Genomic DNA, 24,593 nt, shown 5'->3' with positions numbered 1-24,593 from the left:
GATGCCCTACTTTTCGCGCGACGAAAACCGTTTCGTGCCAAACGAAATCGCGCGCGGCGGCTGGGGCCCGTCGCTCAGTGGCCACGTGGTGGGCGGCCTGCTGGGCTGGGCGGTCGAACGCGCCGTCGACGACCCGGAACTGCAACCCGCGCGCCTGACCGTCGACCTGCCCGCACCCACGGCGCTGGAACCGATCGAGGTGCACACGCAGGTGCACCACGACCGCCGTCGACTGCGGCTCGTCGAGGCCGTTCTCACCCAGCGCGGCGCCCCCGTCGCGCGGGGCAGCGCGCTGTTTCTGCGGCGCGGGCCGCAACCCGAGGGGGATGTGTGGTCGCCGACGGTGCAGATGCCGCCGTTGCCCATCGACGACGGCGCCCAACCGTCGTTGTTCATGCGGACCTACGGCTGGGGCACCGAAATTCAGAACCCCGATCCCGACTGGGCGGATACCTTCGGGCCGAAGCACACCTGGCTGTATGAGACGCGCGAGCTGATCGACGGCGAACCGCTCAGCGCGTTCACCCGCGCGGCGATGGGCGCCGACATCACGGCCTCGCTCGCCAATTGGGGCACAAACGGTTTGCAGTTCATCAACGTCGACTACACGCTCACGCTGACCCGGCTGCCGCAGGGGCCCTACATCGGTCTCTCCTCACTCACGCATTACAGCCACGACGGGGTGGCCACCGGTTCGGCGGTTCTGGTCGACGCAACGGGCCCCATCGGCAGCTCCGTGTCCGTCGCGATCGCGCACTCGGGATTTCGTCCGATCTCCAAGCCGCCGGCCGGATGACGGTTGGGAGCGACGCCACCTACTGGGGGCTGATCGCCGAAGCGGCGCAGCGCGGGTCGGGCCGGCCGCTGCTCGCCGACGACCACGGACGTAGCCTGACGGCGATGCAATTCCACGACGCTGCGTGCGCGACGGCCGCCGCGTTCGCCCGGCGGGGGATTGGCCCGGGCACCGTCGTGTCATGGCAGCTGCCGACCACGATCGAAGCCGCAGTCGTCATGGCGGCGCTGGCGCGACTCGGCGCCGTCCAAAACCCGATCATCCCGATACTGCGCGAGCACGAGGTCGGCTTCATCACCGCCCAGCTGTCGTCGGAATTCCTTGTGGTGCCCGAGTTTTGGCACGGATTCGACTACGGCGGGATGGCGCGGGCGCTGGCCGCCCAGCGGGGCTTCGAGGTCGTCGCCGTCGATCTGGCCACGCCGCCGGCGGGCGGTGAGATCCGGCTGCCCCGCGCCGACGCCGATGCCCTCGGACGGCCGCCGGCGCCCGCCCGGGACACCCGGTGGATCTACTACTCGTCGGGGACGACGGCGTCGCCCAAGGGGATCCGTCATGCCGACGCGTCGGTCATCGCCCCGGCCGCCGGCTTGGTGGACAAGATGGGCATCGCCGGCAGCGACGTGGATCCCGTCGCCTTTCCCATCGCCCACATCGGTGGCGCGGTGATGCTGGCCGTCGGTCTGTTGACGGGCATGCGGTTGGCGCTGTTCGAGGTGTTCGACCCCGCCACCACTCCGCTGGCCATCGCTGCGCACAACCCGACCTTCCTGGGCATGGCGACGCCGTTCTTCCTGGCGTTCCTCGAGGCCCAGCGGCGCCACGGGGCTGAGCCGCTGTTCCCGTCGGTGCGGGGCGGCCTCGCCGGCGGGGCGCCGATCACCGCCGAACTGGGGCATCAGGTCCGCGAGACCTTCGGCGTGCCAGGCATCGCCAACGCGTGGGGGCTCACCGAATTTCCGGTGGCCACCTCGCCGTCGCTGACCGCCGCGCCGGAGGTGCTCGACCACACCGTCGGCACGCCGGGTCCGGGGGTCAGCGTGCGGGTGGTCGACGGCGAGTTGCGGCTCAAGGGACCCCAATGCTTCCTCGGGTACGCCGACCCCGCCCTCGACGCCGACGCGTTCGACGCGGACGGCTGGCTGCGCACGGGCGACCTCGGGACGATCGACGCCGACGGCAACGTCCGCGTCACGGGCCGGATCAAGGACGCCATCATCCGCAACGCCGAGAACGTCTCGGCCCTCGAGGTGGAGAACGCGCTGGCCACCCATCCCGCCGTCGAGGACGTCGCGGTCATCGGCGTGCCCGACCCGCGGACCGGCGAGCGGGTCTGCGCCGTGGTGGTGCCCGCGCCGGGTGCGGATGTCTCGCTGGAATCCCTAGTGCAGCACTGCCGTTCGCAGGGACTGAGCCGCTACAAACACCCCGAGCGCCTGGTGATCGTCGATGCGTTGCCGCGCAACCAATTCGGAAAGGTGATCAAGAAGGACCTGCGGACGGCCTTCGGCTGACCGCGCGAGGCCGCCTACAACCCCTTCGGCGCGTCGCGGACCGCCTGCACCGCTTCCGCATCGCCGTCGAACTCGACCCGCGCCTGCCGTCCGACGGCGAACAGCAGCAGCTCCTCGGGGGCGCCGGTGACGACCACGGTCGTGCCATGGAACTTGCCGGAGCCGGCGGTCAGCACCGTCTTGCCCTCCGGGATGCGCAGGGCCACCCGCCCGGGGACCTTCGCCAGCGTCAGCCGGGCCATCATCGACAGCGTGCGGCGCAGCGACCGGCACAGCCCCTGTTCGAGCACCCGCGGCTCCCAGTCCGGCTGCGCCCGGCGCACGTCCTCGTGGTGGATGAACATCTCGGCGACGTTGGCCACCGGGTCGAGCAGCTTGAACGGTGAGTAGACGGGCGGACCGGACGCGACCTTGCTCAGCAGCTCGTCCCAATCGTTCTTGCCGGCCACCTCGTCCTGCACCTTGGCGGTATGGGAGGCGAAGAACGGGATCATGATGCCCGGCGCGGCGTCGGGGCGGTACTCCCGAATCACCAGATGCGCCGCGAGGTCTCGGGTCGTCCAGCCTTCGCACAGCGTGGGGGCGTCCGGCCCGACGGCGCGCATGGTATCCACGAGGGCGGCTCGTTCGCGTTGAGCAACGGTCATGGGTTCAGGGTAGGGCCAGCCCCTGCGCGTGGACCATGCGCATCTCGGTAAATTTGAAACGTCATCCAGGACGGGAATGTAGGGAATGTCATGAACGCACGTGTCGAGCAGTTGGAGTTTCAGGCCGAGGCTCGCCAGCTGCTGGATCTGATGGTTCACTCGGTCTACTCCAACAAGGATTCGTTTCTGCGGGAGCTGATCTCGAACGCCTCCGACGCGCTGGACAAGCTGCGGCTGGAAGCGTTCCGCAACAAGGACCTCGACGTCGACACCTCCGACCTGCACATCGAGATCGACGTCGACAAGAACGCCCGGACGCTGACGGTGCGCGACAACGGCATCGGGATGACGCGCGACGAGGTGGTGGACCTGATCGGCACGCTGGCCAAGTCCGGCACGGCCGAGCTGCGCCAGCAGCTCCGGGAGGCCAAGAACTCAGCGGCGTCCGAGGAACTGATCGGCCAGTTCGGCATCGGCTTCTACTCGAGCTTCATGGTCGCCGACAAGGTGCAGCTGCTGACACGCAAGGCCGGCGAGAGCGAAGCCACCCGCTGGGAGTCGAGCGGCGAGGGCACCTACACCATCGAATCCGTCGAGGGCGCCCCCCAGGGCACGTCGGTCACCCTGCACCTCAAACCAGAGGACGCCGAGGACGAGCTGTACGACTACACCGCCGAGTGGAAGATCCGGCACCTGGTCAAGAGGTACTCCGACTTCATCGCCTGGCCCATCCGGATGGAGGTCGAGAAACGCACCCCGGCCGAGGATGGTGGCGAGGACACCGTCACCGTCGAAACCGAGACCCTCAACTCGATGAAGGCGCTGTGGGCCCGGCCCAAAGACGAGGTCTCCGACGAGGAGTACAAGGAGTTCTACAAGCACATCGCGCACGCCTGGGACGACCCGCTCGAGGTGATCGCGATGAAGGCCGAGGGCACCTTCGAATACCAGGCGTTGCTGTTCATCCCGTCGCACGCGCCGTTCGACCTGTTCGACCGCGACTCCCACGTCGGGATCCAGCTGTACGTCAAGCGCGTGTTCATCATGGGCGACTGCGAGCAGCTGCTGCCGAAATACCTGCGCTTCGTCAAGGGCGTCGTCGACGCACAGGACTTGTCGCTCAACGTGTCTCGCGAAATCCTGCAGCAGGACCGGCAGATCAACGCGATCCGCCGCCGGCTGACCAAGAAGGTGCTCTCCACGATCAAGGAGCTGCAGTCCGAGCGCCCAGACGACTACCGCACCCTGTGGACGCAGTTCGGCAGGGCCATCAAGGAGGGCCTGCTGTCCGACGCCGACAACAAGGAGATGCTGCTGGAGGTCTCCTCGTTCGCCTCCACCCACAGCGAGGAGGAGGCCACCACCCTGGCCGAGTACGTGGGGCGCATGAAGGAAGGTCAGCAGCAGATCTTCTATGCCACCGGCGAGTCCCGCCAGCAGCTGATCAAGTCACCGCATCTGGAGGCGTTCAAGGCCAAGGGCTACGAGGTGCTGCTGCTCACCGACCCGGTCGACGAGGTGTGGGTCGGAGTGGTCGACGAGTTCGACGGCAAACCGCTGCAATCGGTGGCCCGGGGCGAGGTGGACCTCGACTCGGACGAGGACAAGAGCGGCGCCGAGCGCGAGGAGCAGGAGAAGGAGTTCGCCGACCTGCTGGCCTGGCTGAAGGAGACGCTGAGCGAGCACGTCAAGGACGTGCGGCTGTCGACGCGGTTGACCGAGTCGCCGGCCTGCCTGATCACCGACGCTTTCGGGATCACCCCGACACTCGCCCGCCTCTACCGCGCCACCGGGCAGGACGTGCCGGTCGGCAAGCGGATCCTCGAGCTCAACCCGAGCCATCCGCTGGTCACCGGCCTGCGCGACGCCCACCGCAAGGCGGACGACGACGCGGCCCGCACCTCGGCCGCCGAGACCGCCGAGCTGCTCTACGGCACGGCTCTCCTCGCGGAAGGCGGCGCGCTGGAGGATCCGGCGCGTTTCGCCGAGCTGCTCGCCGACCGCCTGGCGCGCACGATCTGAGCTGCCGCCCCAGTAACGAAGCGTTCACAATGGTCACAGCAAACACACACGTGATTGAAAACGCGGTACGAGGGATAATCACGTTCCATGGCCACGTTTCGAATTGTCGATCCACACGGCGAGGTCGTGGCGACAAAGAGCTTTGACCGCGCGGAGGACGCTCACGCGTGGTTCACCGGCGCCATCGGCAGTTCCGAGCTGGGCTGGCGGATGGAGGTCGACGACGACGGCCAGTGGGCGTTCTTCGACGACACCGAAGGGTTCACCGCCGTCGGTAGCCGCCGCCCAACGGTGGTCCGGCCGCGAAATCGGCGTTAGGCGAGTGGCGCGCAAATGCCTTATGGCACATGAACATTCGCATCCTCGGAAAGGACGCGATAAATCAATTCTCCGGTATCGAGTAGGTGCTTGCTGACCAGCGACTGCGCCCGGGCAACGTCGCGTCGGCGCACCGCGCTCAGCAGCGCCGCATGTTCGAGGTCGGACTGTCCCTTGTAGGACGGCAGGCCGAACTTGAGCCGCAGGTAGCGTTCGCCGCGCTCGTGCAGCATCGCGATCATCGCGAAGAGCTGCGGGCGTCCGGCGGGCTCGTAAAGGCTCATATGGAAGGCCTCGTTGCGCACCACGTACAGTGACGGCTCCGTTTCGGCCGACGCCGCCGTGCAGAGCGCCTCGGCGTGCCGCAGCGATTCCGCCGTGTGGGCCGGTATCGCCAACCCGATGGCAAGACTTTCCAGCGCTGCCCGGATCTCATAGACTTCGCGCGCCTCGTCGGCCGAAAGCGGTGCGACCGTGGCGCCCTTGTTCATCTCGACCCTGGCCCAGCCCTCGCTTTCGAGTTGGCGCAGGGCCTCGCGAACCGGGATCGCGCTGACCGAGAAGTGCCGCGCGATGGCGTCCTGGCGGAGCGGCGCGCCGGGGGCGAGGGTGCCGTCGACGATCGCGGCACGCAGCGCGTTGGCGATCAGCCGCGACGTGCTGCCCCGTTCGGCAATCGATAATGCCGCGGGCAGCGCGCCCAACGCGTTGTCCGGCGAGGACTGGCCTGTTACGCTCATCACTATATTATATACAATGTGATGCACGCCCGGCGTGAATCGCAGCGGCCGTTCAACCGTGGCAACGGAGGCGCCAGGTGACTTCTACGACGGAACGGGCCGGTCTGACTCGGCGCCGCACCCCGCTCAACCGTTCGCAGATCGCCGGATTCTGGGGCGCGTGGACGGGCTGGACGCTCGACGGCATGGACTCGTTCATCTACGCGCTGGTGCTCACACCCGCGCTGACCGAGTTGCTGCCGCGTTCGGGTTTTGCCGCGACGTCGACGAATGTCGGCCTCGCGGGGTCGATCCTGTTCGCGCTGTTCCTGGTGGGCTGGGGCCTGTCGTTCATCTGGGGCCCGATCGCCGACCGCTTCGGGCGGACCAAGGTCCTGGCCGCGACCATCTTCACGTTCGCGATCTTCACCGGCCTTTCGGCCCTGGCGCACAACGTGTGGGAGCTCGCGACCTTCCGCTTCATCGCGGGCGTCGGTATCGGCGGCGAGTGGGCGCTCGCGGGAACCTATGTGGCCGAGGCGTGGCCCGAGGACCGGCGCAAGATGGGGGCGGGCTACCTGCAGACCGGCTACTACGCCGGCTTCTTCCTGGCGGCGGCCCTGAACTACACGATCGGTGTGCATTTCGGTTGGCGCGCAATGTTTCTGACGGGCGCGGTGCCCGTCGTCGTCGCGATCCTGATCCTCACCCGCGTGAAGGAAACCGAGAAGTGGGAGAAGCTCGAGGCCGATCCCGCGGCGCGGGTGAAGCCGTTGCGCGAGATTCTCGGCCCCCGCTACCGGCGGCGCACCTGGGTGGCGTGCGCGCTGCTGACGATCGCCATCGTCGGCCTGTGGGCCGGCGCGGTCTACGAACCGACGGCCGTGATCCGACTGGCCCAGCACGCCGGCTTCGACAAGGGCGGCGCCACCAGAACGGCATCGTGGGCCACGGGCCTGTTGTCCATCGGCACCATCCTGGGCTGCCTGATCGTGCCGGTGCTGTCGGAGCGCATCGGGCGCAGGAAGACGCTCGCGATTTACTTTGCGGGAATGGCGGTTTCGATCGCCGGCAGCTTCGGTTGGGCGTTCTATCTGCCCAACGGGCTCGCGCCGTTCATCGCCTGGTTGTTCGTGCTCGGGTTCTTCGGCGGCAACTTCGCCATCTTCAGCCTCTGGTTGCCCGAGCAGTTCGAGACGCGCGTGCGCGCGACGGCGTTTGCGTTCTGCACGTCGTTCGGCCGCTTCGTCGGCGCCGGGGTGAACTTCCTGCTTGGCGCGGCCGTCCTGCACACGCACACCCTGGGATTGCCCGTCGCGCTGACGGCGGTCGCCTTCGTCGTCGGTCTCTTCATCATCCCGTTCGCGCCCGAAACCAAGGGGGACGCGCTGCCCCAATAGGGCCGCCCTACTTCGCGTTCTGCGACCGCCACCCGGCGGTAAAAGAGTCGGGCGGCACCGTGGCACCGGTTGCCGGTGTGACACCGGTCCATTCATCGATAGCGTCCTCGGCCCATTTGGCCCACCGCACGACGGACTCGTGTTGGCCGATCAGCAGCTTGGTGGTGATGGCGATGACCGGGAGGCGGTCCGGGAATGGTCCGCCCGTCGTCGCGTATTGGCTTGACCTCTCCATGATTTCAGCGAGCTTGGTCTCCGCGTCAGCCCGGATTTCCTGCACCGCAGAACGCAGCTGCGTCGTATCCCCGGCATCGGCGAACGCCACCTTAAGCATCGCTTCGAACTCCATGCGCATCCCGGTGGCGGGCGCGTCCAGCCAGTCCCGCAGAGCAGCGCGGCCGGCGCCGGTGATTTCGTATACCGTGCTACGCCGTTTGCCGGTGAATGTGGTGTGCGAGGTAGCCAGGCCGGCGCCCACCAGCTTCTTGGGCTCTTCATAGATCATGCTGGCGGCACGCGGCCAGAACCAGCTCAGCGTGCGGTCCATCTGCTGAGCGAGCTCGTAGGTAGTGAACGGTCGGATCGAGAGCAGCCCAAGTATTGCAAAGGATGTCGGGCTCAACTGCTTGCGGGACACGAGTTGACAATACTCCGAACTGGATTATAGTGAAAGTACTCCGAATCGGAGTATTTCTGAGGAGAACCCCGTGCCGCTTGACACCCGTTTGACCCGCGAATTCGGTCTGCGCCATCCGTTCGTCGGAGCGGGGATGGGCTTCATCGCGCACGAGCAGCTCGCCGCCGCGGTCACCAACGCCGGTGGACTCGGTGTGTTGGGCGCATCCCCCGATCCCGCGGCTAGCTTGCCCGTAATGGTTGAACGGTTGCGCGCCTTGACTTCTGGGCTGTTCGGAGTGGATCTCATCTGCGCGGATACCGGATTCGGGCCAGCAACCACGGACGGGCACATTGACGCATGCGTGCAACTGGCCGTACCGCTGGTCGTATTCCATCATGACCCACCGCGGGCCGAGTGGGTGCGGACGCTCCGTGCCGCGGGCACACCCGTGTGGATGCAGGTCTCGTCATCCGAGATCGCTTCTGCCGCAGTAGACCTCGGCGTCGACGGGATCGTCGCCCAGGGCAGCGAGGCGGGCGGTCATGCTCGCGGTCGCGCTCCGTTACACGCACTGCTGCAGAGGATCCGTCACGACTGGCCTGAAATGCTGGTACTCGGCGCAGGCGGCATATCCGACGGGAACGCCGCGGCCGCCGCCTTGCGAATCGGCGCGGATGGCGTGTGGGTCGGCACCGCCCTGGTCGTCGCCGACGAGGCCAACGCTCACCCCGAGTACAAGCGTCGCGTTGTCGAGTCGACCGGTGAGACGTTGCGTACCAACGCCTTCGGGCCCGAGTGGCCAGACCAGCCCTATCGGCTTCTCGCCACCGCGGAAGTGCGCAGGGCCGCGGCCGATCCCGAAGCCGATGATCCGCACAACCGCGACCGAATCGGCCGCACCCGTTTGTTTCCGCACTCGGCGAATGCTCCGTACGAGATTCCCGTCAGGTCGGCGTTGCCGCCCACACGGCAAACGAGCGGTGATTGGGAGTCGATGGTCTACCCGGCGGGCGATGGGGTGGGCGCGGTGCGAGGCACGGCACCGGCCGCACAGATCATTGAGCGGATGATGACCCAGGCCTACGAAATACTCGCCGCCGAGCGAACTGACTGCCTGACTTCGGAAATGCGTTGGAAGAGCCGGCAAGCCGCCAAGGGCGGATGATCGACCGAGGCTGCGGGTATGCGCGGACGAAGCGACTGGGAGGACTTTCTATGCCCACTTTCAGCAGGGTGTCACACATCTCGTTTTCCGTTCGCGATGCCGAGGCGAGCGCGCAATGGTGGGCCGAGCTGCTCGAACTCACCGAAATCGACCGGGCCGCCGGTGAGGGGTGGCGGGGCATTTTGCTCATGCATCCCCAGTCCCGCACCATCATCGAGTTCCAGCAGCATGACGGGAACCAGGGCGAGGCATTCGATCCCCTGCGGACGGGGTTCGATCACATGGGATTCAAGGTCGATGACAGGGCCGGCCTCGATGAATGGCTGGAACGGTTCGAGCGGCTCGGGGTGAAGCACTCGCCCATCGCGGAGCGTGACTATGGCGCGGTCCTGACATTCAAGGATCCCGACGGGATTCAGTTCGAGATGTTCTTCAAAGCCGACCACCCATAGTGAGCGGGGAAGTCACCCACAGCCCGTCGAAAACGAGCTAGCGGCCGAGCTGGACGGCTTTGACCACCAACAGCAGCGCGCCGACGACGAGGTAGCTGCGCAGGGCGATCATGCCGAGCCGGGTGCCGGGGGACCAGGTGACCGGCTCCAGCAGCGTCAGCGGCGGCATCCGCCAGCTGTCGCGGTCGACGGGTCGCGCCGGCGGCGCCACGGCCGGCCGTGCGGGCTGGCGGCGGCCCATCCAGCGCAGCGCCGGCACCGCGGCCGCCGCAAGCGCGATCAGCGCCAGTGTCAGGTAGCCGGCGACGGCGACGACGTCGATGTGCGGAAACAACGTGGTGGCCATCAGGATCCCCGACAGCAGCAGCAGGGTGCCGACGATCAGCCCCGCGACCCAGTTGAGCCAGCGCCGATTGACCCAGGGTCCCAACACTTCGCGATCGTTGCACAACAGCAGCAGGAACACGCTGGCGCTGGGCAGCAGCAGGCCGGCGAGGGCCTGCACGGCGGTGGTGATCAACCCGAGGGGCGCGCCGGGGATCAGCACGATGACCGCGGCCAGCACCACCATCGCGGTGTAGGACAGGTAGAACTGCTTCGCGTCGGCGAAACCGCGGTGCAGCGAGTGCTTGAGGCCGAACACGTCGCCGAAGGCGTAGCTGGTGGCCAGCGTCACCGCGGCCGCGCCGATGATCGAGGCGTCCATAAGCACGATGGCGAAGATCGAGCCGAGCACGTTGCTGTGCTGGCCGAGCAGGTGTGCGACGGCGCCGGCGTCGGTGAAGCCGCCGACCGTGCCGGTGGAGCGCCCCGCCCACTCGCCGGTGATCACCAGCGCCGCCGCGCCGATGATGACCACGAAGGCCCCGATGACGGTGTCGGCGCGCTCGTAGGCCATGAACCGTGGGGTGATGCGTTTGTCGACGACGTTGGACTGCTGAAAAAACAGCTGCCAGGGGGCGACGGTGGTGCCGACGATGGCGATGATCAGCAGCACCGCATCCGAGCTCACGCCCCCCGAGATGCTGGGCACCACAAACGATTTCATCGCATGAGCCCACTGCGGATGCGACATCAGCAGCATCGGGATCTGCAGCAGGGTGACGGCGATGAAGACGAACATGGCCCGCTCCCAGCGCCGGAAGCTGCCGCTTGCCATGATCGCGACCAGCGCGACCGCCGCGATCGGCACCACGACGTATTTGGAGATGCCGATGTAGTCGGCCGCCAGGCTGATGCCGATGAACTCGGTGACGATCGTCAAGAAGTTGAGCAGGAACAGGTCACCGACCGAAAACCAGCCCCAGCCGCGGCCGAAGCGTTCGTTGATCAGCCGGGCGTGCCCGACGCCGGTGACGGCGCCGAGGCGGACCACCATTTCCTGGTTGACGATGAGCACGGGAATCAGCAACAGCAGCACCCACAGCAGCGAGTAGCCGTAGTTCTGGCCGGCCTGGGCGTAGGTGGCGATCCCGCCGGCGTCGTTGTCGCCGACCATCACGATGATGCCGGGGCCGACGATCGCCAGCAGCGTCAGCAGCCGCGTCTTCCAGGTCCGCGGGTGGTCCGCCTCGCTGAGCTTGATGCGCCCGAACGCGCCCTCGATATCACCGAGGTGCGCGGAGTCGAGCACCGCGCTGGGCGCGGCGGGTCGGGCGGGCTTGTCGGGGCTGGAGGTCACGGCCCCTCGCCTCCGGGAAGGGGCCCGTGGCCGTCGGGTTGGGTGATTTCGCGGAACGGTCGGGGTGCGGGTTCGCGCCGGCGCCAGTCCTCGGGGATGGTCTCCTCCAGGACGTCGTCGACGGTGACGACGCCGAGCACGCGGTCCTGCTCGTCCACGACGGGGATGGAGTAGAGGTTGAAGTCGGCCATCAACAGCGCGATGTCGGTCAGGTCCGCGTCGGCGCTGACGCACACCGGGTCGGAATCCATCAGTGGCCCAACGCTTTCGCTGGCCTCGGCCTGCAGCAGGGTGATCACCGACACCACGCCGGCGAGGCGGCCACTCTCGTCGAGGATGTGCACCTTGACCAACGCCTCCGGTTGGACGGTGCGGGCGGCGCCGATGACCGCCAGCGCCTCGCCGACCGTCGCGGTCGCCGCGCACGAGACGAAGTCGACGTTCATCAGGCCGCCGGCGCTTTCGGGGTTGAACCCCATCAGCGTGATCACCTTGGTGCGCTGGGGGGCCGGCATCAGGTCCAGCACGCGCCGGCGTCGCGACTGGCGCAGATCGGCGATCGCGTCGGCGGCGTCGTCGGCGCGCATGCGGCCCAGCAGGGCCGCGACCTCGTCGTCGGGCATGCCGTCGAGGAGGCGGCTGGCTTTTTCGGGGTCCAGCTCCTCGAAGACGTCGGCTTCCAACTCCGGGTCGCTGTGCACCCGGTCGAGGATTTCGCCGCCCTCGGCCTTGTCCGCTTCCTCGAGAAGGTCGGCGATCTCGGCGGCCTTGAACTCGCCGAACCGGTCCGACAGGCGCCGCACGGCATCGGAGCGGGCGTGGCCGATCAGCGGCTCGAACGCCTTCCAGTCCCGGGCGGCGTGCCCGCCGGACTGCTTGATCAACCCGAACAATCGGGGCGGGCGCCGGGTATCCAGCCGCGCGAGCACCCAGCCGGCGCCGGTGTCTTCGAGCTCGACGTCGTAGGCGCGCACGAGATCCACGGCGGCCACGTCGATCAGCCGGTGGCCCAACACGTCGGCGCGCAGCAGCACCTCCCCGTCGCGACGCTCGAAGCCGCGGAGGTCAACTTTGTTTTTTGTCAAGATGATTCGTTCCGGTCCGAACTCGTCGATAGATTTCGTGCCGACGAACACCCGCCGACCGCCGACCCCGGCGACGATCCCGGTGACGGGCGGATAGTCATCGGTGTCCCTCAGCCGCACGATGACGTCCTCGACGCGGCCCACGGCCTCGCCGGAGCGGGCCAGGACCGGCGCGCGCAGCAGCTCGGAGAGATGGATTACCGGCAGCGCACCACGGGGCTGCTCCGCGGTCTCGGATGTGCTCACTTGTCCTCCTCAACGCTGTGCGCTAGTCGCCCGCAGGATGCCATGTGCGGGTACGGCTTACAACCAGGTTCGGTGATGGCGCAAGTATGGTGGCTTGACCGGCTCGGCCGCCAGAGCGTACGCCCTCACCGCGGCCGATGGCCACGCCCAACGGGTAAACGTCGGGTGGCCATCGGGCATACGGCGACGGCTACCAAAATCGCTTTTGCGGTTCGCGTACCCCCACGCGTCGGCTAGTCAGAGGTGGTTTGCGGAAGGAGCATACGACAGCATCGCGTGGCACTCTGTGGTGTGCCAGAAATCGATTTCCAGTCCGTATCGCCGATCGTGCCGGTCCGAGATCTCGATGTCGCCCTCGACCGCTATCGCAGACTAGGGTTCGACGCCCGCGCGTACCAGGGTCCCGAGCGCTACGGGTTCGTCGACCGTGGGGCCGTGTCGATGCACCTCACCGAATGGGCCGAGCACGATCCGCTGCGCACCGCGGCCAGCGTCTACCTGTACGTCGGCGACGCCGACGCGCTGCACGCGGAATGGGCCGCACTGGAAGACCTCGACGGCCGCTTGCTCGAACCGCACGAGACACCCTACGGGCTAAGGGAATTCGCCTACGTCGACCCGGACGGCACGCTACACCGCGTCGGCTCCCGGCTGATCTGACCGCGGCGCTCCGGCGGCCTGGCTGTGCGCCAGCGCGATCGTCGCGGCGGCCATGACGGCGACCGACACCCCGAGGGCGACCAGCCCGATGCTGTTGGTGCGCAGCGTCTCACCCAGCACGGCCACGCCGAGCACCGATCCCACGACCGGCTCGGCGACGGTCACCGCCGGCAGCGACGCGGTGAGCGGGCCGGCGCGAAACGCCGACTGCTCCCAGGCCGTGGCGGCGATGGCCAGCACCGCCCACACGTACAGCTCGGGCAGGCGCAGCAACGCCGGGATGCCGCGGTCGAGTTGGTCGACGACGCCCTTGGTCAACACCGAGAACAGGCCCCACAGCGAGCCGGACATCAGGCCCAGCAGGAGCGCGCCGACCGACGCGGAGGACACCCGGGCGCCGATCACGCACAGGATCAGCGCCGGACCCATGATCAGGCCGACGACCGTCCACGTCTCGACCGATCCCCGCGGGCTGCCGGCCTGCGGGTTGCCGACCGTGACCACCACCGCGACGGCCGCGACGAGCAGCATGGCCCAAATCCCTTGCCTGCGCGTGATTTTGCGGTGGCCGGCCCGCGCGCTGATGAGCAACGCGAACAGCAAGGAGGTCACCGACAGCGCCTGCACGAGCACCACCGAACCGAAGCCCAGCGCGGCGGCCTGCAGGCCGAAGCCCGCGGCGGCCACCAGGCTGCCCGTCCACCACCGGCGATCGCGCAGGAGCCGACGGAACAGGGCGAGGGTGCCGACCGGCTTGTCGGTGACCTGTTGGGCCGATCGCTGCTCGAGGACGTCGCCGATGCCGATCATGAACGCGGCTCCGATCGCGAGCAGCGCCGCAATGCCCGTCGTGCTCAAGGGGACCTCCTGCTGAGTCAACCCACTTTGGGACTTGCGACGCTAACCGGTCGGGCGGTTTGACTTGTGCACCAACTGTTTTATGTGCGTTTTCCTCATGCGGTCACATGTGCCACACCAGCCTCTGCGCCGGCCGACAGGCATTGTGCCCGCCTCCGAGCGACAACCGCCGGAACGACGACAGTAAGCCGCCCGGGCACTCCATTTTGTCGCTATGAGGTGGGCACAGAGGGCACCCCGCCCGGCGGTGACCCGTGTGGCAGATGTGAAATTCAGCTGTTGCGCCTGATCTTGAGCGCGGTGGTGATCATCGGGATCTGCAGCGGCAGCCGGGCCAGCGCGGCGAGGCGCATCGGCCAGGGCTTGCCCCACCACAACCGGCACATGTTGACGTTGGCCGGGAACACCCCGACGAACAGCAGGACGGCCGCCAGCGCGGCCAGCCGTCGCGTGCGTCGCGGCACCAGCAGTGCGCCGACGGCGATCTCGGCGACGCCCGAAGCATAGGTATAGAGCCGCGCCTCGCCGGGCAGCTCGGCCGGAACGATCGTGTCGAACGGCTTCGGTGCCAGGAAGTGAACGGTGCCGATGCCCATCAGCATGGCCGCAACTCGGTATGCGGCCGTCTGCGTGGTGTCGCGTTCGATGAGGGGGGTGGTGGTCATCGACCTATTGTGACCTCCTCAGGCCTCGCCGACACCCTGAGCGTCGACCGGGTTGATCCGCTTGACGATCAGCGGGTCGGCCTTGGTGAACGGGAAGGCGGGCAAGTCGTCGATGTGCGTGTCGAACGTGGCCGCGAGCACCTCGCGCGAATACGCGCTCGCCGATGCGCGATAGCCGATGTCACCCGGGGTGGGCTGGTCGAAGAAGATGCAAAAGTGCATCTCCGGGGCGTCGACCACCTCGATGTGGTGCGGGTAGGCGCGGGGGACGAAGTAGACGTCGCCCTGGCGCAGGTACCAGGTGTCCAAGGTGCCGTCGGGGTCCATCACCGTCATGCGGGCCGCGCCACGGTTGACGTAGCCCATTTCCGCGGTGACCGGGTGCCAATGCGGCTCGCGCATGCCGTCCTCGCGGATGCGCAACGAGTACATCGAAAGGTCTTTCAGCGCGGGCCAATACTGCACTCGGGCGGTCCTCGCGGAGCCGACGGCGAGGCTGACGGGCGGAGTCATCGCTTCCACCGAGAACTTGTGCGGGTCGTCGAAGTAGGCGGTGCCCGGGACGTCCGGGTCTCCGCTGCGGGCGACCAGCGCGCGGTCGGTCGTGCTACGGCGCATCGCCGCGAAGTCGGAGGCCGGCAGGTCGTAGGTGTTGCCCAGCACCGCGTCGGTCATTGCCCCGAAAGCGGCGCCCAAGCCGAAGTCCTCCGGCCGCTCGCTGCGGAAGGCGATGATGAATTCCGCTGTGTCGCTTCCGATGTTCTCGATGTGGTGCAGCGAACCGGAGTCGACGTGAAACATGTCACCGGCCCGCACCACGAACGACGAGAACTGGCTGCCGGTGTCCAGCACCGACACGAGCGCCGTGCCGGCAACGCAGTACGTCAATTCGTTGGCGTTCGCGTGCCAGTGCGGGGTCCGCATGGCGCCCGGGTTGATGAGCACCCGCTTGATCGACAGCCTCTTCAGGATGGGGAAGGTGTCGGCGGTCAGTCGCCGAATCGAGCCCAGGTCGGACTCCTCGACGATTTCCCCGTCGGCCAATGAGGCGGCGTGTGTGCTGGCCCGTGTGAGCATTTTGCTACTCCTTCGCGGATGTGGCGGCGTCTGCCTTAACAGTGCGGCCCCGCCGCACGCGCCGTCCAACACCCGTTCTGGATGTGCTGATCAGCATCGGTTATCAACCCAGGGCTGATTTCACGACGCTGAACTTAGCCCGTTACTATTGCTCATACAGTATTTGATACGATTCGCGGCGTCTGCCCGCCCCATCGCAACGAGGTTGAAAACATGGCCACACCCGTGATCGTCGGAGCCACCAGGACGGCGATCGGCCGCTCCTTCAAGGGCGCGCTCGTCAACACGCCGCCCGAGACGCTGATCACCACGGTGCTGCCCGAGGTGGTGCGCAGGTCCGGCATCGACCCGTCGGCCATCGACGACATCATCTTCGCCGAATCGCATTACGGCGGTGGGGATTTGGCCCGCTACGCGGCCGCCGCGACGGGAATGGAGGACATCCCGGGCCAGGCGGTGAACCGGCACTGCGCCGGCAGCCTCACCGCCATCGGCAACGCGGCGGCGCAGATCGGCTCGGGGATGGAGCGCGCGCTCATCGCCGGTGGCGTGCAGTCGCTGTCGATGACGCCGTTGATGAATCAGCGCATTCCCGGACCCGAGCTGAAGTTCGAGGAGCGCTGGTTGCCGCCCACGCACGTCGAGACGCCGGACGCGCCGACCAAGGACATGTCCATCACGGTCGGGTGGAACACCGCGCAGGCCGTCGGCATCACCCGCGAGGAGATGGACGCCTGGGCGGCCCGGTCCCACGAGCGCGCCATCGCGGCCATGGATGCCGGCAAGTTCCGCGACGAGATCGTCCCGCTGAAGATCACCCAGATCGACGGTTCGGTGATCGACTTCTCGGTCGACGAGCACCCCCGACGTGACACCACCATCGAGAAGCTCGCCGCGCTCAAGGTGCTGCACCCCGAGATCGAGGGATTTTCGATCACGGCGGGCAACAGCAGTGGCACCAACGACGCCGCGGCGGCGGTCGCGTTGGTCGACCGTGACTACGCCCTCGCCGAGAAGCTGAACGTGATGGGCACGGTCCGGGCGTGGGCCGCCGTGGGCGTGCCGCCGCGGGACTGCGGTCTGGGCGCGGTCAAGGTGATCGGCAAGGTGCTGCAGCGCGCCGGGATTTCGGTCGACGACGTGGCGCTGTGGGAGATCAACGAGGCGTTCGCCTCCGTGCCGATCGCGGCGTGCCGCGAGTACGGCATCGACGAGGAGAAGGTGAATTTCTCCGGCAGCGGGTGCAGCCTCGGGCACCCGATCGCGGCCTCGGGCGCGCGCATGGTCACCACCCTGACCTATGAGCTGGCCCGCCGCGGCGGCGGCATCGGCGTCGCGGCGATGTGCGCGGGCGGCGGCCAGGGCGGCGCGGTCGTCATCGAGGTCTAGCGGCGATCGCGAGGGCGGCGAAGCCGGACAAAGCGGGATCAGGTCTAGCTAGTTGCAGAACGTGTACCCGATGAACTGGGTGTCGCGGTTGTTGGCGCCCGAGTAGTTGGCGTAGTGCACCGCGGGCATTCCGTTGTACTGGGTGTTCATTTTCTGCGCGGTCGGCGGCGGGGTCGCTTTGGGGAAGGCCAGCACCAGGTCGGCAAAGATTTTCAGCCCGGCCTGGCAGATCGCATCGGGCCGCGGGGGCTGGGCGTTCCACGCATGCACGACGACGGGGTCGGTGAGCTGATAGCCGGCCGCGCAGTTCGGGTCGCAGATCTTGAAGACGGCGGTGCCGGTCCCGTCGGCGCCCTGTTGCCCCCACGAGGTCCACGACATGTCTTGCAGCGCAACGGCTACGCTCGCGCATCCCAACACGTTGAGCTTCCTCGGGCGCTCGACCGGCGGCACCGACGGGTTGTAGCAGCCCGGGATGGCGAAGTACGTCGGCGGGGGCGGTGGGGTAGTGGGCTGCGGCGACGCGCCCTGGTGGCCGATCAGCTTCACCGCGCCGAAACCGAGCGCACCGATCAGCACGACAGCCACGACGACGCCGGCCAGTCCCAGGTGTCCCCCCGGAAACCGCACCCTGCTCGATGATGAGACGTTGCCCCCGCTCACCTCACCAGGTTATGGCAGAACCGCGGGCCCGCGTGGCGACTGCGGCAAAGATTTCATGGCACGGTAAAGTTGGTCAACACTACCAACTTATTCAGGTTACTGCCGATTTTGTGGAGAACGGATGAACGACGATCACGCGCTGGCCGCGCGGCTGGCCACCGAGGCGGGGCGGCTGCTGCTTTCGGTTCGGGAGGAGTTCGCCGATGCCGATGCCGGCGAGCGGAAAGCGGCGGGGGACAAGCGATCCCACGACTTCCTGATGGAGGCGCTGGCCGGCGAGCGACCCGGCGACGCGGTGCTGTCGGAGGAGGGCGCCGACGACCCGGTGCGGCTGCGCTCGGAACGGGTATGGATTGTCGATCCGCTGGACGGCACGCGGGAGTTCTCCGAGCTCGGCCGCGACGACTGGGCGGTGCATGTCGCGCTCTGGCAGGCCGGCGAGCTCGTCGCCGGGGCGGTGGCGCTGCCCGCGCAGGGCGTCACGCTGGCGACCCCGTACGTCGACGCGCCGCCCGCCGCCCCGGACCAGCCACGCATCGTCGTCTCCCGCACCCGGCCGCCCGCCATTGCGCTGTCCGTGCGCGACGCGCTGGGCGGCGTCCTGGTGGAAATGGGTTCGGCCGGAGCCAAAGTGGCGTCGATCGTCCAGGGCTTGTCCGACGTGTACGTGCACGCCGGCGGGCAGTTCGAATGGGACTCGGCGGCCCCCGTCGCGGTGGCCCGGGCCGCCGGCCTGCACACGTCGCGCATCGACGGCTCGGAGCTGGTCTACAACCAACCCGACCCCAAACTGCCCGACGTGGTGGTGTGCCGTCCCGAACTCGCCGCGGCGGTCCTCGCCGCGACGGCGGCGAACGTCGACTAGTTGCGCCGATCGGGCCCGAACTCTCGCAACAACTCGACGCTCGGCTAGCTGCGACGGCGGCGCCGTCGCCCCTTCGCCTCCTCGGTCCACTCCTGCTCGATCCGCCCGATCTCCAGGGAGAGCAGCGTGAGAGTCGGGTTGTCGCAATGGACTTCGTGTGCGGTGCGGAATTCCGCCGCTTCGCCGGTGGTCGGCAGGTAGGGGCGCAAGCCCTCGAACCACTCGTCGCCGACGACGTTGGGCGGTTCGTCATCGCGGGGGCCGCACGCCCACTGCCGGTAGGCGTCCCGCGCATCCGCCAGCCCGCTGCGCCAGCGCCGGATCGCGTCGCAGCGTTGGGTATGCACCTGCATGTTCATCTGATGCTTGTGGTTGTTGCCGTGCACCATGCCCGGGAGCAGGTTATCGGCGGCGGACTTCGCGACGCCCGCGATGCCCATGGCCGACGCGCCCACCACCGTGCCCATCAGGCCCATCGTCACCATGTCCATGCGCTGATCGTTGCACCCCGGGGCGGCGCCGACCAGCGGACGGCGCGATCCGGCGGTCAGCGCAGGGCCTGCTGCCAGGACACGATGCGGTCGGCGAGTTCCGGTCCGGCGTCTTCCTGGATGAAGTGGCTGGCGTTGATGCGCGCGTGCGGCTGGCCCGCCGCGCCGGGGATGTGCTTGATCAGCGGGCGGTCGGCGTGCCCGAGGATGGGGTCGCGGGCGCCGAAGATGGCCAGGCACGGCTTTTCCCAGCGGCTGAGGGCCTTCCACGCCGCCCGGTTGGCCGGGATCGCCGGGTCATACGGCGACGTCGGCACCAGCTGGGGGAACGCGCGGGCCCCGGCCTGGTACGTCTTGTCCGGAAAGGGGGCGTCGTAGCCGGCCCGCACCTTGGAGGGCACGTGCCGGACGGTCCCGACGGCGACGATGCGGCCGGCGGGGAGCACGGGGGAGTAGCGCGCGAAGGCCCGCCACAGGTAGAAGGCCGGCGGCGTGGCTCGCTCCGCCGTGGGCAGGAAGCCGTTCGCCACCACCAGCCGCGCGATCCGGTCGCCCTGCTCGGCGGCGATGCGCAGGCCGATGAGCGAACCCCAGTCCTGCACGAACAGCGTGACGTCCTTGAGGTTGAGGCGCTCGAACCAGGCGGTCACCCACTCGACGTGCCGTTGGTAGGTGTAGTCCTCGGGTTGGCTGGGCTTGTCGGAGCGGCCGAAGCCGATGAGGTCGGGCGCCAGCACGCGGTTCCCCGCGTCGGCCAGCGGCGGAATCATCGTGCGGTACAGGTAGCTCCACGTGGGCTCGCCGTGCAGCAGCACGATGGGCGGGCCGTCGGCCGGCCCCTCATCGAGGAAGTGCATGCGCAGCGGCTGGGTGTCGCTCGCCGCCACGTCGAGGTAATTCGCTACGAACGGATAGCCCTCCAGGTTTTCGAATCGGGAGTCTGGGGTTCGCAGCACTCTCATATTCGGCTCCTCCGGGGTGGGACCCCTGCAAGCCTCTCGCGGCGAGGCGATTTCGTCCAGTGCCAGATTCATTGAGACGGTTGCCGGCAACCACTAAACTGCGCACATCATGGCCATCCGGCACGCGGTCCTGCTCATCGCCGACATCGGCGGCTACACGCATTACATGAGTTGGAACCGAACCCACCTGGCGCACGCTCAGCTAACGGTGGCCGGTTTGTTGGAAGCCGTGATCGACGCCGGTAAGGGCCTGAAGCTCGCGAAGCTGGAGGGCGATGCGGCGTTCTTCTGGGCGCCGGACGGCAACGCCAAAGTGCTCGTGTGCGAGCGGCTGTCACGGATGCGCCAGGCGTTCCTCGCGCGGCGCGAACGGTTCAAAGCGGACATCGCCTGCGAGTGCGCGAGCTGTGGACAGCTGGACAACCTCTGGCTGAAGTTCGTCGTCCACCAGGGCGAGGTCGCGGAGCAAAAGGTGAAGCGCCACGTCGAACTCGCCGGCGTCGACGTCATCCTGGTGCACCGGATGCTGAAAAACTCGGTGCCAGTGGCCGAATACGTGCTGATGACCGATCCGGTCGCCGCGTGCCTCGACGACCAGATGCGCGGGCTGTGCAAGCCGCTGGTTCACCACTTCGAAGGCATCGGGGACACCTCCACGCACTACATCGACCTCGCCACGTCGGAGGTGCCGGTCGTGGCGCCGCAGCGCAGCGGTTTTGGCCGGTTCCGGAAGACCGCAATGTTCGAGTTGACTTCGCTGCCGTTCCTGTTGGGCATCAAGAAGCCCGCGGAAGATTTCCGGAACCTGGACCGCGCCGAGGACATTCCCGCATAGCCGAAAACCGAAGCTCGAGGGCGTGATTGCGCTATTCGGCCCGTTCGAGCGCGCTTCCCATGCGCGACAGGGCCTCGCCGAGAATGGCTTTCGACGTCGCGAAGTTGAGCCGCACGTGCCCCGCGCCGCCGGTCCCGAAGACGTGACCGGAGCTGAGCGCGACGCGGGCGTGGTCGAGGAACCAGCGCGCCGGGCCGGCCAGATCGGCGACCACCGCCAGCCCGTCGGCGGCCTGTTCGGCAAAACCGAGCTTTCGGCAATCGAGCCAGGCGAGGTAAGTGCCCTGCGGCCATTGATAATTCACCCCGGGTAGGTGTTCGGCGACCAGCTCGCCCAGCAACGTCCGGTTCTCGTCCAGGCCCCCGAGCAGCGCGTCGAGCCAATCGCCGCCGCTGCGAAACGCTTCCGCGTGGGCGATGATCCCGAAGTGGCTCGGGCCGTGGCTGACCTCCTCGGGCATGCGGCGCAGGTCCGCGGCGGCCTCGGGACCGGCGATCGCCAGCGCGGCCTTCAGGCCGGAGAGGTTCCACGCCTTGGAGGCGGACGTGACGGCCAGGGCGTTCTCGGCGCCCGGCACGGTCAGGTACGGAACAAACCGCGCCCCGGGCAGGATCACCGGCGCGTGGATCTCGTCGGACACCACCCGGACACCGAAGCGGCGGGCAAGCTCGGCGACCTGCCGCAGCTCCTCGGCGGTGTGCACCGTCCCGGTCGGGTTGTGCGGGTTGCACAACAGGTACGCGGCCTTGCCGCCCGAGGCGACGGCGCGCCCGAACGCGTCCGCCAACGACCCCAGGTCGATTCGGCCCCCGGCGTCCAGCGGCGCCTCGATCACCCGGCGGCCGTCGTGGGCGACGAACGCGTAGAACGGCGCGTACACCGGTGGGTTGACGACGACGGCGTCGCCGCGGTCGGTGACCAGGCGCAGCGTTTCGACGACGCCGAGCATGACGTCGGGAACGATCGCGGTGCGGCCGACGTCCAGGTCGTGCCATTGCCAACGCCGCGAGGCGAATTCGCTGACGGCCTCGGCAAACGCGGTGCCGCAAGGATATCCGGTGTCGCCGATGTCGATGGCGCGGCGCAGCGCGTCGGCCACCGTCGGCGCGAGGTTGACGTCCATCTCGGCCACCCAGAGCGGCAGCACGTCGTCGGTGTGCGCGCGCCACTTCATGCTGGTGCGCAGCTGCAGTTGGGGCAGCGTGAGTTCCTCGAGCGGGTTAAAGCCCACCCCGGCAGACTAGGTGGCGAACGCGTGCTTTGGAATCGTCAGGGGTAGGTCGACAGAGCTCAGCAGCCCCGGTTCGGCCGCAACGACGTACGGCACCGCGTTGACGACGCGCATCGCGGTGGCGACCATCGCCCCCGCCCCGGAGGTCATGCCCGCGACGCCGGCCTTGCGGGGGTCCTTCAGTGTGGCCGCCAGGGTGCAGTCGATGTCGGGGTCGCCGGAGATCGTGATGCGGTAGGACAGGTCGCCGATCCCGGTCGGCCAGTCCGGGGCGACGTCGTGCGCGAGCCGGGTGACGTGCTCGATGACGATCGCCTCGCGGCCGTCGACCACGCCGATCGCCCGCATGCGCAGCGCGCCGCACGTGCCGGCTTCGACGGTGCCCATCGCGACCTCCAGCGTCCGGTCGGTGACGGCGCGGTCGAAATACTCCCGGACTTCCTGGACTTCGACGCCGAGCGCGTCGGCCACCAACCGAATCTGGCCCTGCCATTCGCCGGCGATGGCCCCCGGGAAGCCGATCCAGGGCTGGTAGTCCAGCGGCCGGCCGAATCCCAGCGCGTCGCTCATGATGTCGGGGACGCCGTAATCGTCGTACAGGCCGATCTCGAACGCATGGATCTTGTCGATCGACGCCGACTGGGTGGACAGCACCAGCGGCAGGTAGTCGGCGGCGAAGCCCGGTTCGATGCCCGACGCGTACAGCGACACCTGACCCCGCTTGGCCGCGGCGGCCAGCTGCTCGCGCCACTCGGCGGGCTCGTAGGAGTGCGGGTTGACCAGCCGGGTGGTGCTGGTCGTGACGACGTTGATGCCGGCCTCGAGCAGCCGGACGTAATCGGGGATGGCCAGCGCGTCGCGCTCGGGACCGCTGGCCGCGTAGATCACGCAGTCGGGTTTGAGCGCGATCAGCGCGTCGGCGTCGGTGGTCGCGGCCAGGCCGATCGGCTCGCCGTTGGCGAGTTCGCCCGCGTCCTTGCCGTCCTTCTCCGACGAGTGCACCCACACCCCGACCAGGTCCAGGTTGGGGCGGCGCTGGATCGCGCGGATGGCGATCGATCCGATGCCCCCGGTCGCCCACACCACCACGCGATGAGCCGCCATCTTGTTTCTCCCTAGGTGCGGAGCGATGAAATCCGTTTTGGCCGTTGCTCTTACGTCGCAAGCTAACAGCCCGAGTCAGCGCGGTCAAGGGGTTAAGAAAGCGCGCACTATCTTAACGAACAAAAGTTAGGTTATGGTGCTGTGGGTGTTCACGCTCAGGTTCGACATGCGCGCCCCCGGCTGGGCCGCGCCCGCCGCCGACCTCTACGCCGGGGCGATCGACATGTGCGCGTGGGCCGAGACCCGGGGCGCCCTGCTGGCGATCCTCTCCGAGCATCACGGAGCCGACGACGGCTACCTGCCCGCGCCGCTCACGTTGGCGTCGGCGATCGCGGCGCGGACGCACACGCTGGCGATCCTGCTTGCCGCGGTGCCCATTCCGCTGTGGGATCCCGTCCGGCTTGCCGAGGAGATGAGCGTGCTCGACCTGATCAGCCGGGGCCGGGTGTCCTACGCGTTCGGAGTGGGGCATCGGAGCGAGGAATACGAGCACTTCGGCATCGACATGGCCACCCGCGGCCGGGTGGCCGACGAGATCCTGGCACTGCTCGGCCCGCTGGTGCGCGGCGAGCCCGTCGAATACCGGGGACGTACGGTCCGCGTCACGCCACCGTGCGCGTCCCCCAACGGGCCGATGATGTTGGTCGCCGGCGGCGGCAGGGCCGCGGCCCGGCGCGCCGGCGCTCTCGGCCTCGGGTTCATTTCCCAGACCGACCTGCCGGGCCTCCAGGAGTTCTACGAAGAACAGTGCCACGCTCACGGGCACGAGCCCGGGATCGTCCAGTTTCCCGTCCGGGACGCTCCGACAGCGGTTTTCGTCGCCGACGATCCGGATGCGGCGTGGGACACGCTGGGGCCGTACCTGTTGCACGACGCGGTGATGGCGGCGTCGTACCGGCGAGAAGACGACCTAAAAAGCCCGGTCGCCAGCATCACCCGCGCCGACAGCGTGGCCGCGCTTCGCGCGGAGCACGGCCCCTACCGCATCTTCACGACCGACGAGGCGATCGAGTACGTGCGCGGCGGGCGGCCCCTGCCGCTGCATCCGCTGTGCGGCGGCGTGCCACCCGAGGTGGCGTGGCCCTACCTCGAACGCGCTGCGGCCGCGGCCAACCAGTAAGGAGACTGC

The 24,593-nt window shown here is 68.2% G+C and carries 25 protein-coding genes; 12 read left to right on the top strand and 13 right to left on the bottom strand.

Features of this window, described 5'->3' with window-relative positions; all coding sequences use genetic code 11:
• The first annotated feature begins 1 nt into the window (after position 1).
• Together AWB89_RS26635 and AWB89_RS26630 are read left to right on the top strand one after the other, a co-directional pair.
• Positions 2-796 (top strand): acyl-CoA thioesterase domain-containing protein, encoded by a 795-nt coding sequence (locus tag AWB89_RS26635; protein WP_085177848.1) that lies wholly within the window; start codon positions 2-4, stop codon positions 794-796.
• On the top strand, positions 793-2,310 hold the full coding sequence (locus tag AWB89_RS26630) for a class I adenylate-forming enzyme family protein (RefSeq protein WP_085177782.1): 1,518 nt from the start codon (positions 793-795) through the stop codon (positions 2,308-2,310). The genes AWB89_RS26635 and AWB89_RS26630 overlap by 4 nt, the downstream gene beginning before the upstream one ends.
• Before the next feature lie 14 nt (positions 2,311-2,324).
• Here the strand turns inward: AWB89_RS26630 and AWB89_RS26625 are convergent, their stop codons facing one another.
• Positions 2,325-2,957, bottom strand: a complete 633-nt coding sequence (locus AWB89_RS26625) for a TIGR03085 family metal-binding protein (RefSeq protein ID WP_085177780.1) — start codon at positions 2,955-2,957, stop codon at positions 2,325-2,327.
• 90 nt (positions 2,958-3,047) lie between these two features.
• Here AWB89_RS26625 and htpG point away from each other — a divergent pair, with 90 nt between their 5' ends.
• Together htpG and AWB89_RS26615 are read left to right on the top strand one after the other, a co-directional pair.
• Positions 3,048-4,979: a molecular chaperone HtpG gene (gene htpG / locus AWB89_RS26620; protein ID WP_085177778.1), complete on the top strand. Its 1,932-nt coding sequence runs from the start codon at positions 3,048-3,050 to the stop codon at positions 4,977-4,979.
• Between the two features lie 87 nt (positions 4,980-5,066).
• Positions 5,067-5,297, top strand: a complete 231-nt coding sequence (locus AWB89_RS26615; RefSeq protein WP_085177776.1) for a hypothetical protein — start codon at positions 5,067-5,069, stop codon at positions 5,295-5,297.
• Between the two features lie 20 nt (positions 5,298-5,317).
• Here AWB89_RS26615 and AWB89_RS26610 read toward each other — a convergent pair whose 3' ends face one another.
• The gene (locus tag AWB89_RS26610) at positions 5,318-6,001 is read right to left on the bottom strand and encodes a GntR family transcriptional regulator (RefSeq protein WP_206601260.1); all 684 of its coding nucleotides are present in this window, start codon (positions 5,999-6,001) and stop codon (positions 5,318-5,320) included.
• A gap of 113 nt (positions 6,002-6,114) precedes the next feature.
• Between AWB89_RS26610 and AWB89_RS26605 the strand changes: the two genes are divergently transcribed.
• Positions 6,115-7,416 (top strand): MFS transporter, encoded by a 1,302-nt coding sequence (locus AWB89_RS26605; RefSeq protein WP_085177772.1) that lies wholly within the window; start codon positions 6,115-6,117, stop codon positions 7,414-7,416.
• Positions 7,417-7,423: 7 nt separating this feature from the next.
• On the opposite strand, the gene AWB89_RS26600 is transcribed toward AWB89_RS26605, so the two are convergent.
• Complete coding sequence (locus AWB89_RS26600; protein WP_085177770.1) at positions 7,424-8,053, bottom strand: PadR family transcriptional regulator; 630 nt, start codon at positions 8,051-8,053, stop codon at positions 7,424-7,426.
• A gap of 19 nt (positions 8,054-8,072) precedes the next feature.
• Between AWB89_RS26600 and AWB89_RS26595 the strand changes: the two genes are divergently transcribed.
• A complete protein-coding gene (locus AWB89_RS26595; protein WP_085177768.1) occupies positions 8,073-9,200 on the top strand; it encodes a nitronate monooxygenase in 1,128 nt (375 codons plus the stop codon).
• A gap of 50 nt (positions 9,201-9,250) precedes the next feature.
• A complete protein-coding gene (locus AWB89_RS26590) occupies positions 9,251-9,652 on the top strand; it encodes a VOC family protein (RefSeq protein ID WP_158089855.1) in 402 nt (133 codons plus the stop codon).
• A 37-nt stretch (positions 9,653-9,689) separates the two neighbouring features.
• Here the strand turns inward: AWB89_RS26590 and AWB89_RS26585 are convergent, their stop codons facing one another.
• Complete coding sequence (locus AWB89_RS26585) at positions 9,690-11,333, bottom strand: Nramp family divalent metal transporter (protein WP_085177764.1); 1,644 nt, start codon at positions 11,331-11,333, stop codon at positions 9,690-9,692.
• Positions 11,330-12,664: a magnesium transporter MgtE N-terminal domain-containing protein gene (locus AWB89_RS26580; RefSeq protein WP_085177762.1), complete on the bottom strand. Its 1,335-nt coding sequence runs from the start codon at positions 12,662-12,664 to the stop codon at positions 11,330-11,332. Before AWB89_RS26580 ends, AWB89_RS26585 begins: the two co-directional genes overlap by 4 nt.
• A 300-nt stretch (positions 12,665-12,964) precedes the next feature.
• Between AWB89_RS26580 and AWB89_RS26575 the strand changes: the two genes are divergently transcribed.
• Complete coding sequence (locus AWB89_RS26575) at positions 12,965-13,324, top strand: bleomycin resistance protein (RefSeq protein WP_085177844.1); 360 nt, start codon at positions 12,965-12,967, stop codon at positions 13,322-13,324.
• Here AWB89_RS26575 and AWB89_RS26570 read toward each other — a convergent pair.
• The 3 genes from AWB89_RS26570 to AWB89_RS26560 all read right to left on the bottom strand — a co-directional run bounded on the left by AWB89_RS26570 (position 13,295) and on the right by AWB89_RS26560 (position 15,924).
• Positions 13,295-14,182, bottom strand: a complete 888-nt coding sequence (locus AWB89_RS26570; protein ID WP_142282660.1) for a DMT family transporter — start codon at positions 14,180-14,182, stop codon at positions 13,295-13,297. The genes AWB89_RS26575 and AWB89_RS26570 overlap by 30 nt on opposite strands.
• Before the next feature lie 272 nt (positions 14,183-14,454).
• Positions 14,455-14,847 carry a DoxX family protein gene (locus AWB89_RS26565; RefSeq protein WP_085101999.1) on the bottom strand — a complete coding sequence of 131 codons (393 nt, stop codon included), beginning with the start codon at positions 14,845-14,847 and terminating at the stop codon, positions 14,455-14,457.
• An 18-nt stretch (positions 14,848-14,865) separates the two neighbouring features.
• Positions 14,866-15,924 carry a cupin domain-containing protein gene (locus AWB89_RS26560; RefSeq protein WP_085177760.1) on the bottom strand — a complete coding sequence of 353 codons (1,059 nt, stop codon included), beginning with the start codon at positions 15,922-15,924 and terminating at the stop codon, positions 14,866-14,868.
• Positions 15,925-16,137: 213 nt separating this feature from the next.
• Between AWB89_RS26560 and AWB89_RS26555 the strand changes: the two genes are divergently transcribed.
• Positions 16,138-17,313: a thiolase family protein gene (locus AWB89_RS26555; RefSeq protein ID WP_085177758.1), complete on the top strand. Its 1,176-nt coding sequence runs from the start codon at positions 16,138-16,140 to the stop codon at positions 17,311-17,313.
• Between the two features lie 48 nt (positions 17,314-17,361).
• Here AWB89_RS26555 and AWB89_RS26550 read toward each other — a convergent pair whose 3' ends face one another.
• Positions 17,362-17,943 carry a hypothetical protein gene (locus AWB89_RS26550; protein ID WP_372515122.1) on the bottom strand — a complete coding sequence of 194 codons (582 nt, stop codon included), beginning with the start codon at positions 17,941-17,943 and terminating at the stop codon, positions 17,362-17,364.
• 154 nt (positions 17,944-18,097) lie between these two features.
• On the opposite strand from AWB89_RS26550, the gene AWB89_RS26545 reads away from it, so the two are divergent.
• The gene (locus tag AWB89_RS26545) at positions 18,098-18,841 is read left to right on the top strand and encodes a 3'(2'),5'-bisphosphate nucleotidase CysQ (RefSeq protein ID WP_085177756.1); all 744 of its coding nucleotides are present in this window, start codon (positions 18,098-18,100) and stop codon (positions 18,839-18,841) included.
• A 44-nt stretch (positions 18,842-18,885) separates the two neighbouring features.
• Here AWB89_RS26545 and AWB89_RS26540 read toward each other — a convergent pair whose 3' ends face one another.
• Positions 18,886-19,332 carry a hypothetical protein gene (locus AWB89_RS26540; RefSeq protein WP_085102128.1) on the bottom strand — a complete coding sequence of 149 codons (447 nt, stop codon included), beginning with the start codon at positions 19,330-19,332 and terminating at the stop codon, positions 18,886-18,888.
• A gap of 56 nt (positions 19,333-19,388) precedes the next feature.
• Positions 19,389-20,294 carry a haloalkane dehalogenase gene (locus AWB89_RS26535; RefSeq protein ID WP_085177754.1) on the bottom strand — a complete coding sequence of 302 codons (906 nt, stop codon included), beginning with the start codon at positions 20,292-20,294 and terminating at the stop codon, positions 19,389-19,391.
• 109 nt (positions 20,295-20,403) lie between these two features.
• On the opposite strand from AWB89_RS26535, the gene AWB89_RS26530 reads away from it, so the two are divergent.
• Positions 20,404-21,129, top strand: coding sequence for a DUF2652 domain-containing protein (locus tag AWB89_RS26530; protein ID WP_085177752.1), 726 nt, complete (start codon positions 20,404-20,406; stop codon positions 21,127-21,129).
• A gap of 31 nt (positions 21,130-21,160) precedes the next feature.
• Here AWB89_RS26530 and AWB89_RS26525 read toward each other — a convergent pair whose 3' ends face one another.
• Together AWB89_RS26525 and AWB89_RS26520 are read right to left on the bottom strand one after the other, a co-directional pair.
• Positions 21,161-22,303, bottom strand: coding sequence for a MalY/PatB family protein (locus AWB89_RS26525; RefSeq protein ID WP_276073291.1), 1,143 nt, complete (start codon positions 22,301-22,303; stop codon positions 21,161-21,163).
• Between the two features lie 66 nt (positions 22,304-22,369).
• Positions 22,370-23,464 (bottom strand): NAD(P)H-dependent amine dehydrogenase family protein, encoded by a 1,095-nt coding sequence (locus tag AWB89_RS26520; RefSeq protein WP_085177748.1) that lies wholly within the window; start codon positions 23,462-23,464, stop codon positions 22,370-22,372.
• Between the two features lie 145 nt (positions 23,465-23,609).
• On the opposite strand from AWB89_RS26520, the gene AWB89_RS26515 reads away from it, so the two are divergent.
• The gene (locus AWB89_RS26515; protein WP_085177840.1) at positions 23,610-24,584 is read left to right on the top strand and encodes an LLM class flavin-dependent oxidoreductase; all 975 of its coding nucleotides are present in this window, start codon (positions 23,610-23,612) and stop codon (positions 24,582-24,584) included.
• Positions 24,585-24,593: the final 9 nt, after the last annotated feature.

The sequence above is a fragment of the Mycobacterium paraense genome (assembly GCF_002101815.1).
GTDB lineage: Bacteria > Actinomycetota > Actinomycetes > Mycobacteriales > Mycobacteriaceae > Mycobacterium > Mycobacterium paraense.
The sequence above is the reverse complement of the archived record's forward strand: the minus strand, read 5'-3'. Positions and strand labels throughout refer to the sequence as shown.

Bases quoted from the DNA above. Each gene is read 5' to 3' on its own strand.
- AWB89_RS26635 (WP_085177848.1), top strand. From the start codon at position 2: ATGCCCTACTTTTCGCGCGACGAAAACCGTTTCGTGCCAAACGAAATC.
- AWB89_RS26630 (WP_085177782.1), top strand. From the start codon at position 793: ATGACGGTTGGGAGCGACGCCACCTACTGGGGGCTGATCGCCGAAGCG.
- AWB89_RS26625 (WP_085177780.1), bottom strand. From the start codon at position 2,957: ATGACCGTTGCTCAACGCGAACGAGCCGCCCTCGTGGATACCATGCGC.
- htpG (WP_085177778.1), top strand. From the start codon at position 3,048: ATGAACGCACGTGTCGAGCAGTTGGAGTTTCAGGCCGAGGCTCGCCAG.
- AWB89_RS26615 (WP_085177776.1), top strand. From the start codon at position 5,067: ATGGCCACGTTTCGAATTGTCGATCCACACGGCGAGGTCGTGGCGACA.
- AWB89_RS26590 (WP_158089855.1), top strand. From the start codon at position 9,251: ATGCCCACTTTCAGCAGGGTGTCACACATCTCGTTTTCCGTTCGCGAT.
- AWB89_RS26565 (WP_085101999.1), bottom strand. From the start codon at position 14,847: ATGACCACCACCCCCCTCATCGAACGCGACACCACGCAGACGGCCGCA.
- AWB89_RS26560 (WP_085177760.1), bottom strand. From the start codon at position 15,924: ATGCTCACACGGGCCAGCACACACGCCGCCTCATTGGCCGACGGGGAA.
- AWB89_RS26555 (WP_085177758.1), top strand. From the start codon at position 16,138: ATGGCCACACCCGTGATCGTCGGAGCCACCAGGACGGCGATCGGCCGC.
- AWB89_RS26545 (WP_085177756.1), top strand. From the start codon at position 18,098: ATGAACGACGATCACGCGCTGGCCGCGCGGCTGGCCACCGAGGCGGGG.
- AWB89_RS26540 (WP_085102128.1), bottom strand. From the start codon at position 19,332: ATGGACATGGTGACGATGGGCCTGATGGGCACGGTGGTGGGCGCGTCG.
- AWB89_RS26535 (WP_085177754.1), bottom strand. From the start codon at position 20,294: ATGAGAGTGCTGCGAACCCCAGACTCCCGATTCGAAAACCTGGAGGGC.
- AWB89_RS26530 (WP_085177752.1), top strand. From the start codon at position 20,404: ATGGCCATCCGGCACGCGGTCCTGCTCATCGCCGACATCGGCGGCTAC.
- AWB89_RS26525 (WP_276073291.1), bottom strand. From the start codon at position 22,303: ATGAAGTGGCGCGCGCACACCGACGACGTGCTGCCGCTCTGGGTGGCC.
- AWB89_RS26520 (WP_085177748.1), bottom strand. From the start codon at position 23,464: ATGGCGGCTCATCGCGTGGTGGTGTGGGCGACCGGGGGCATCGGATCG.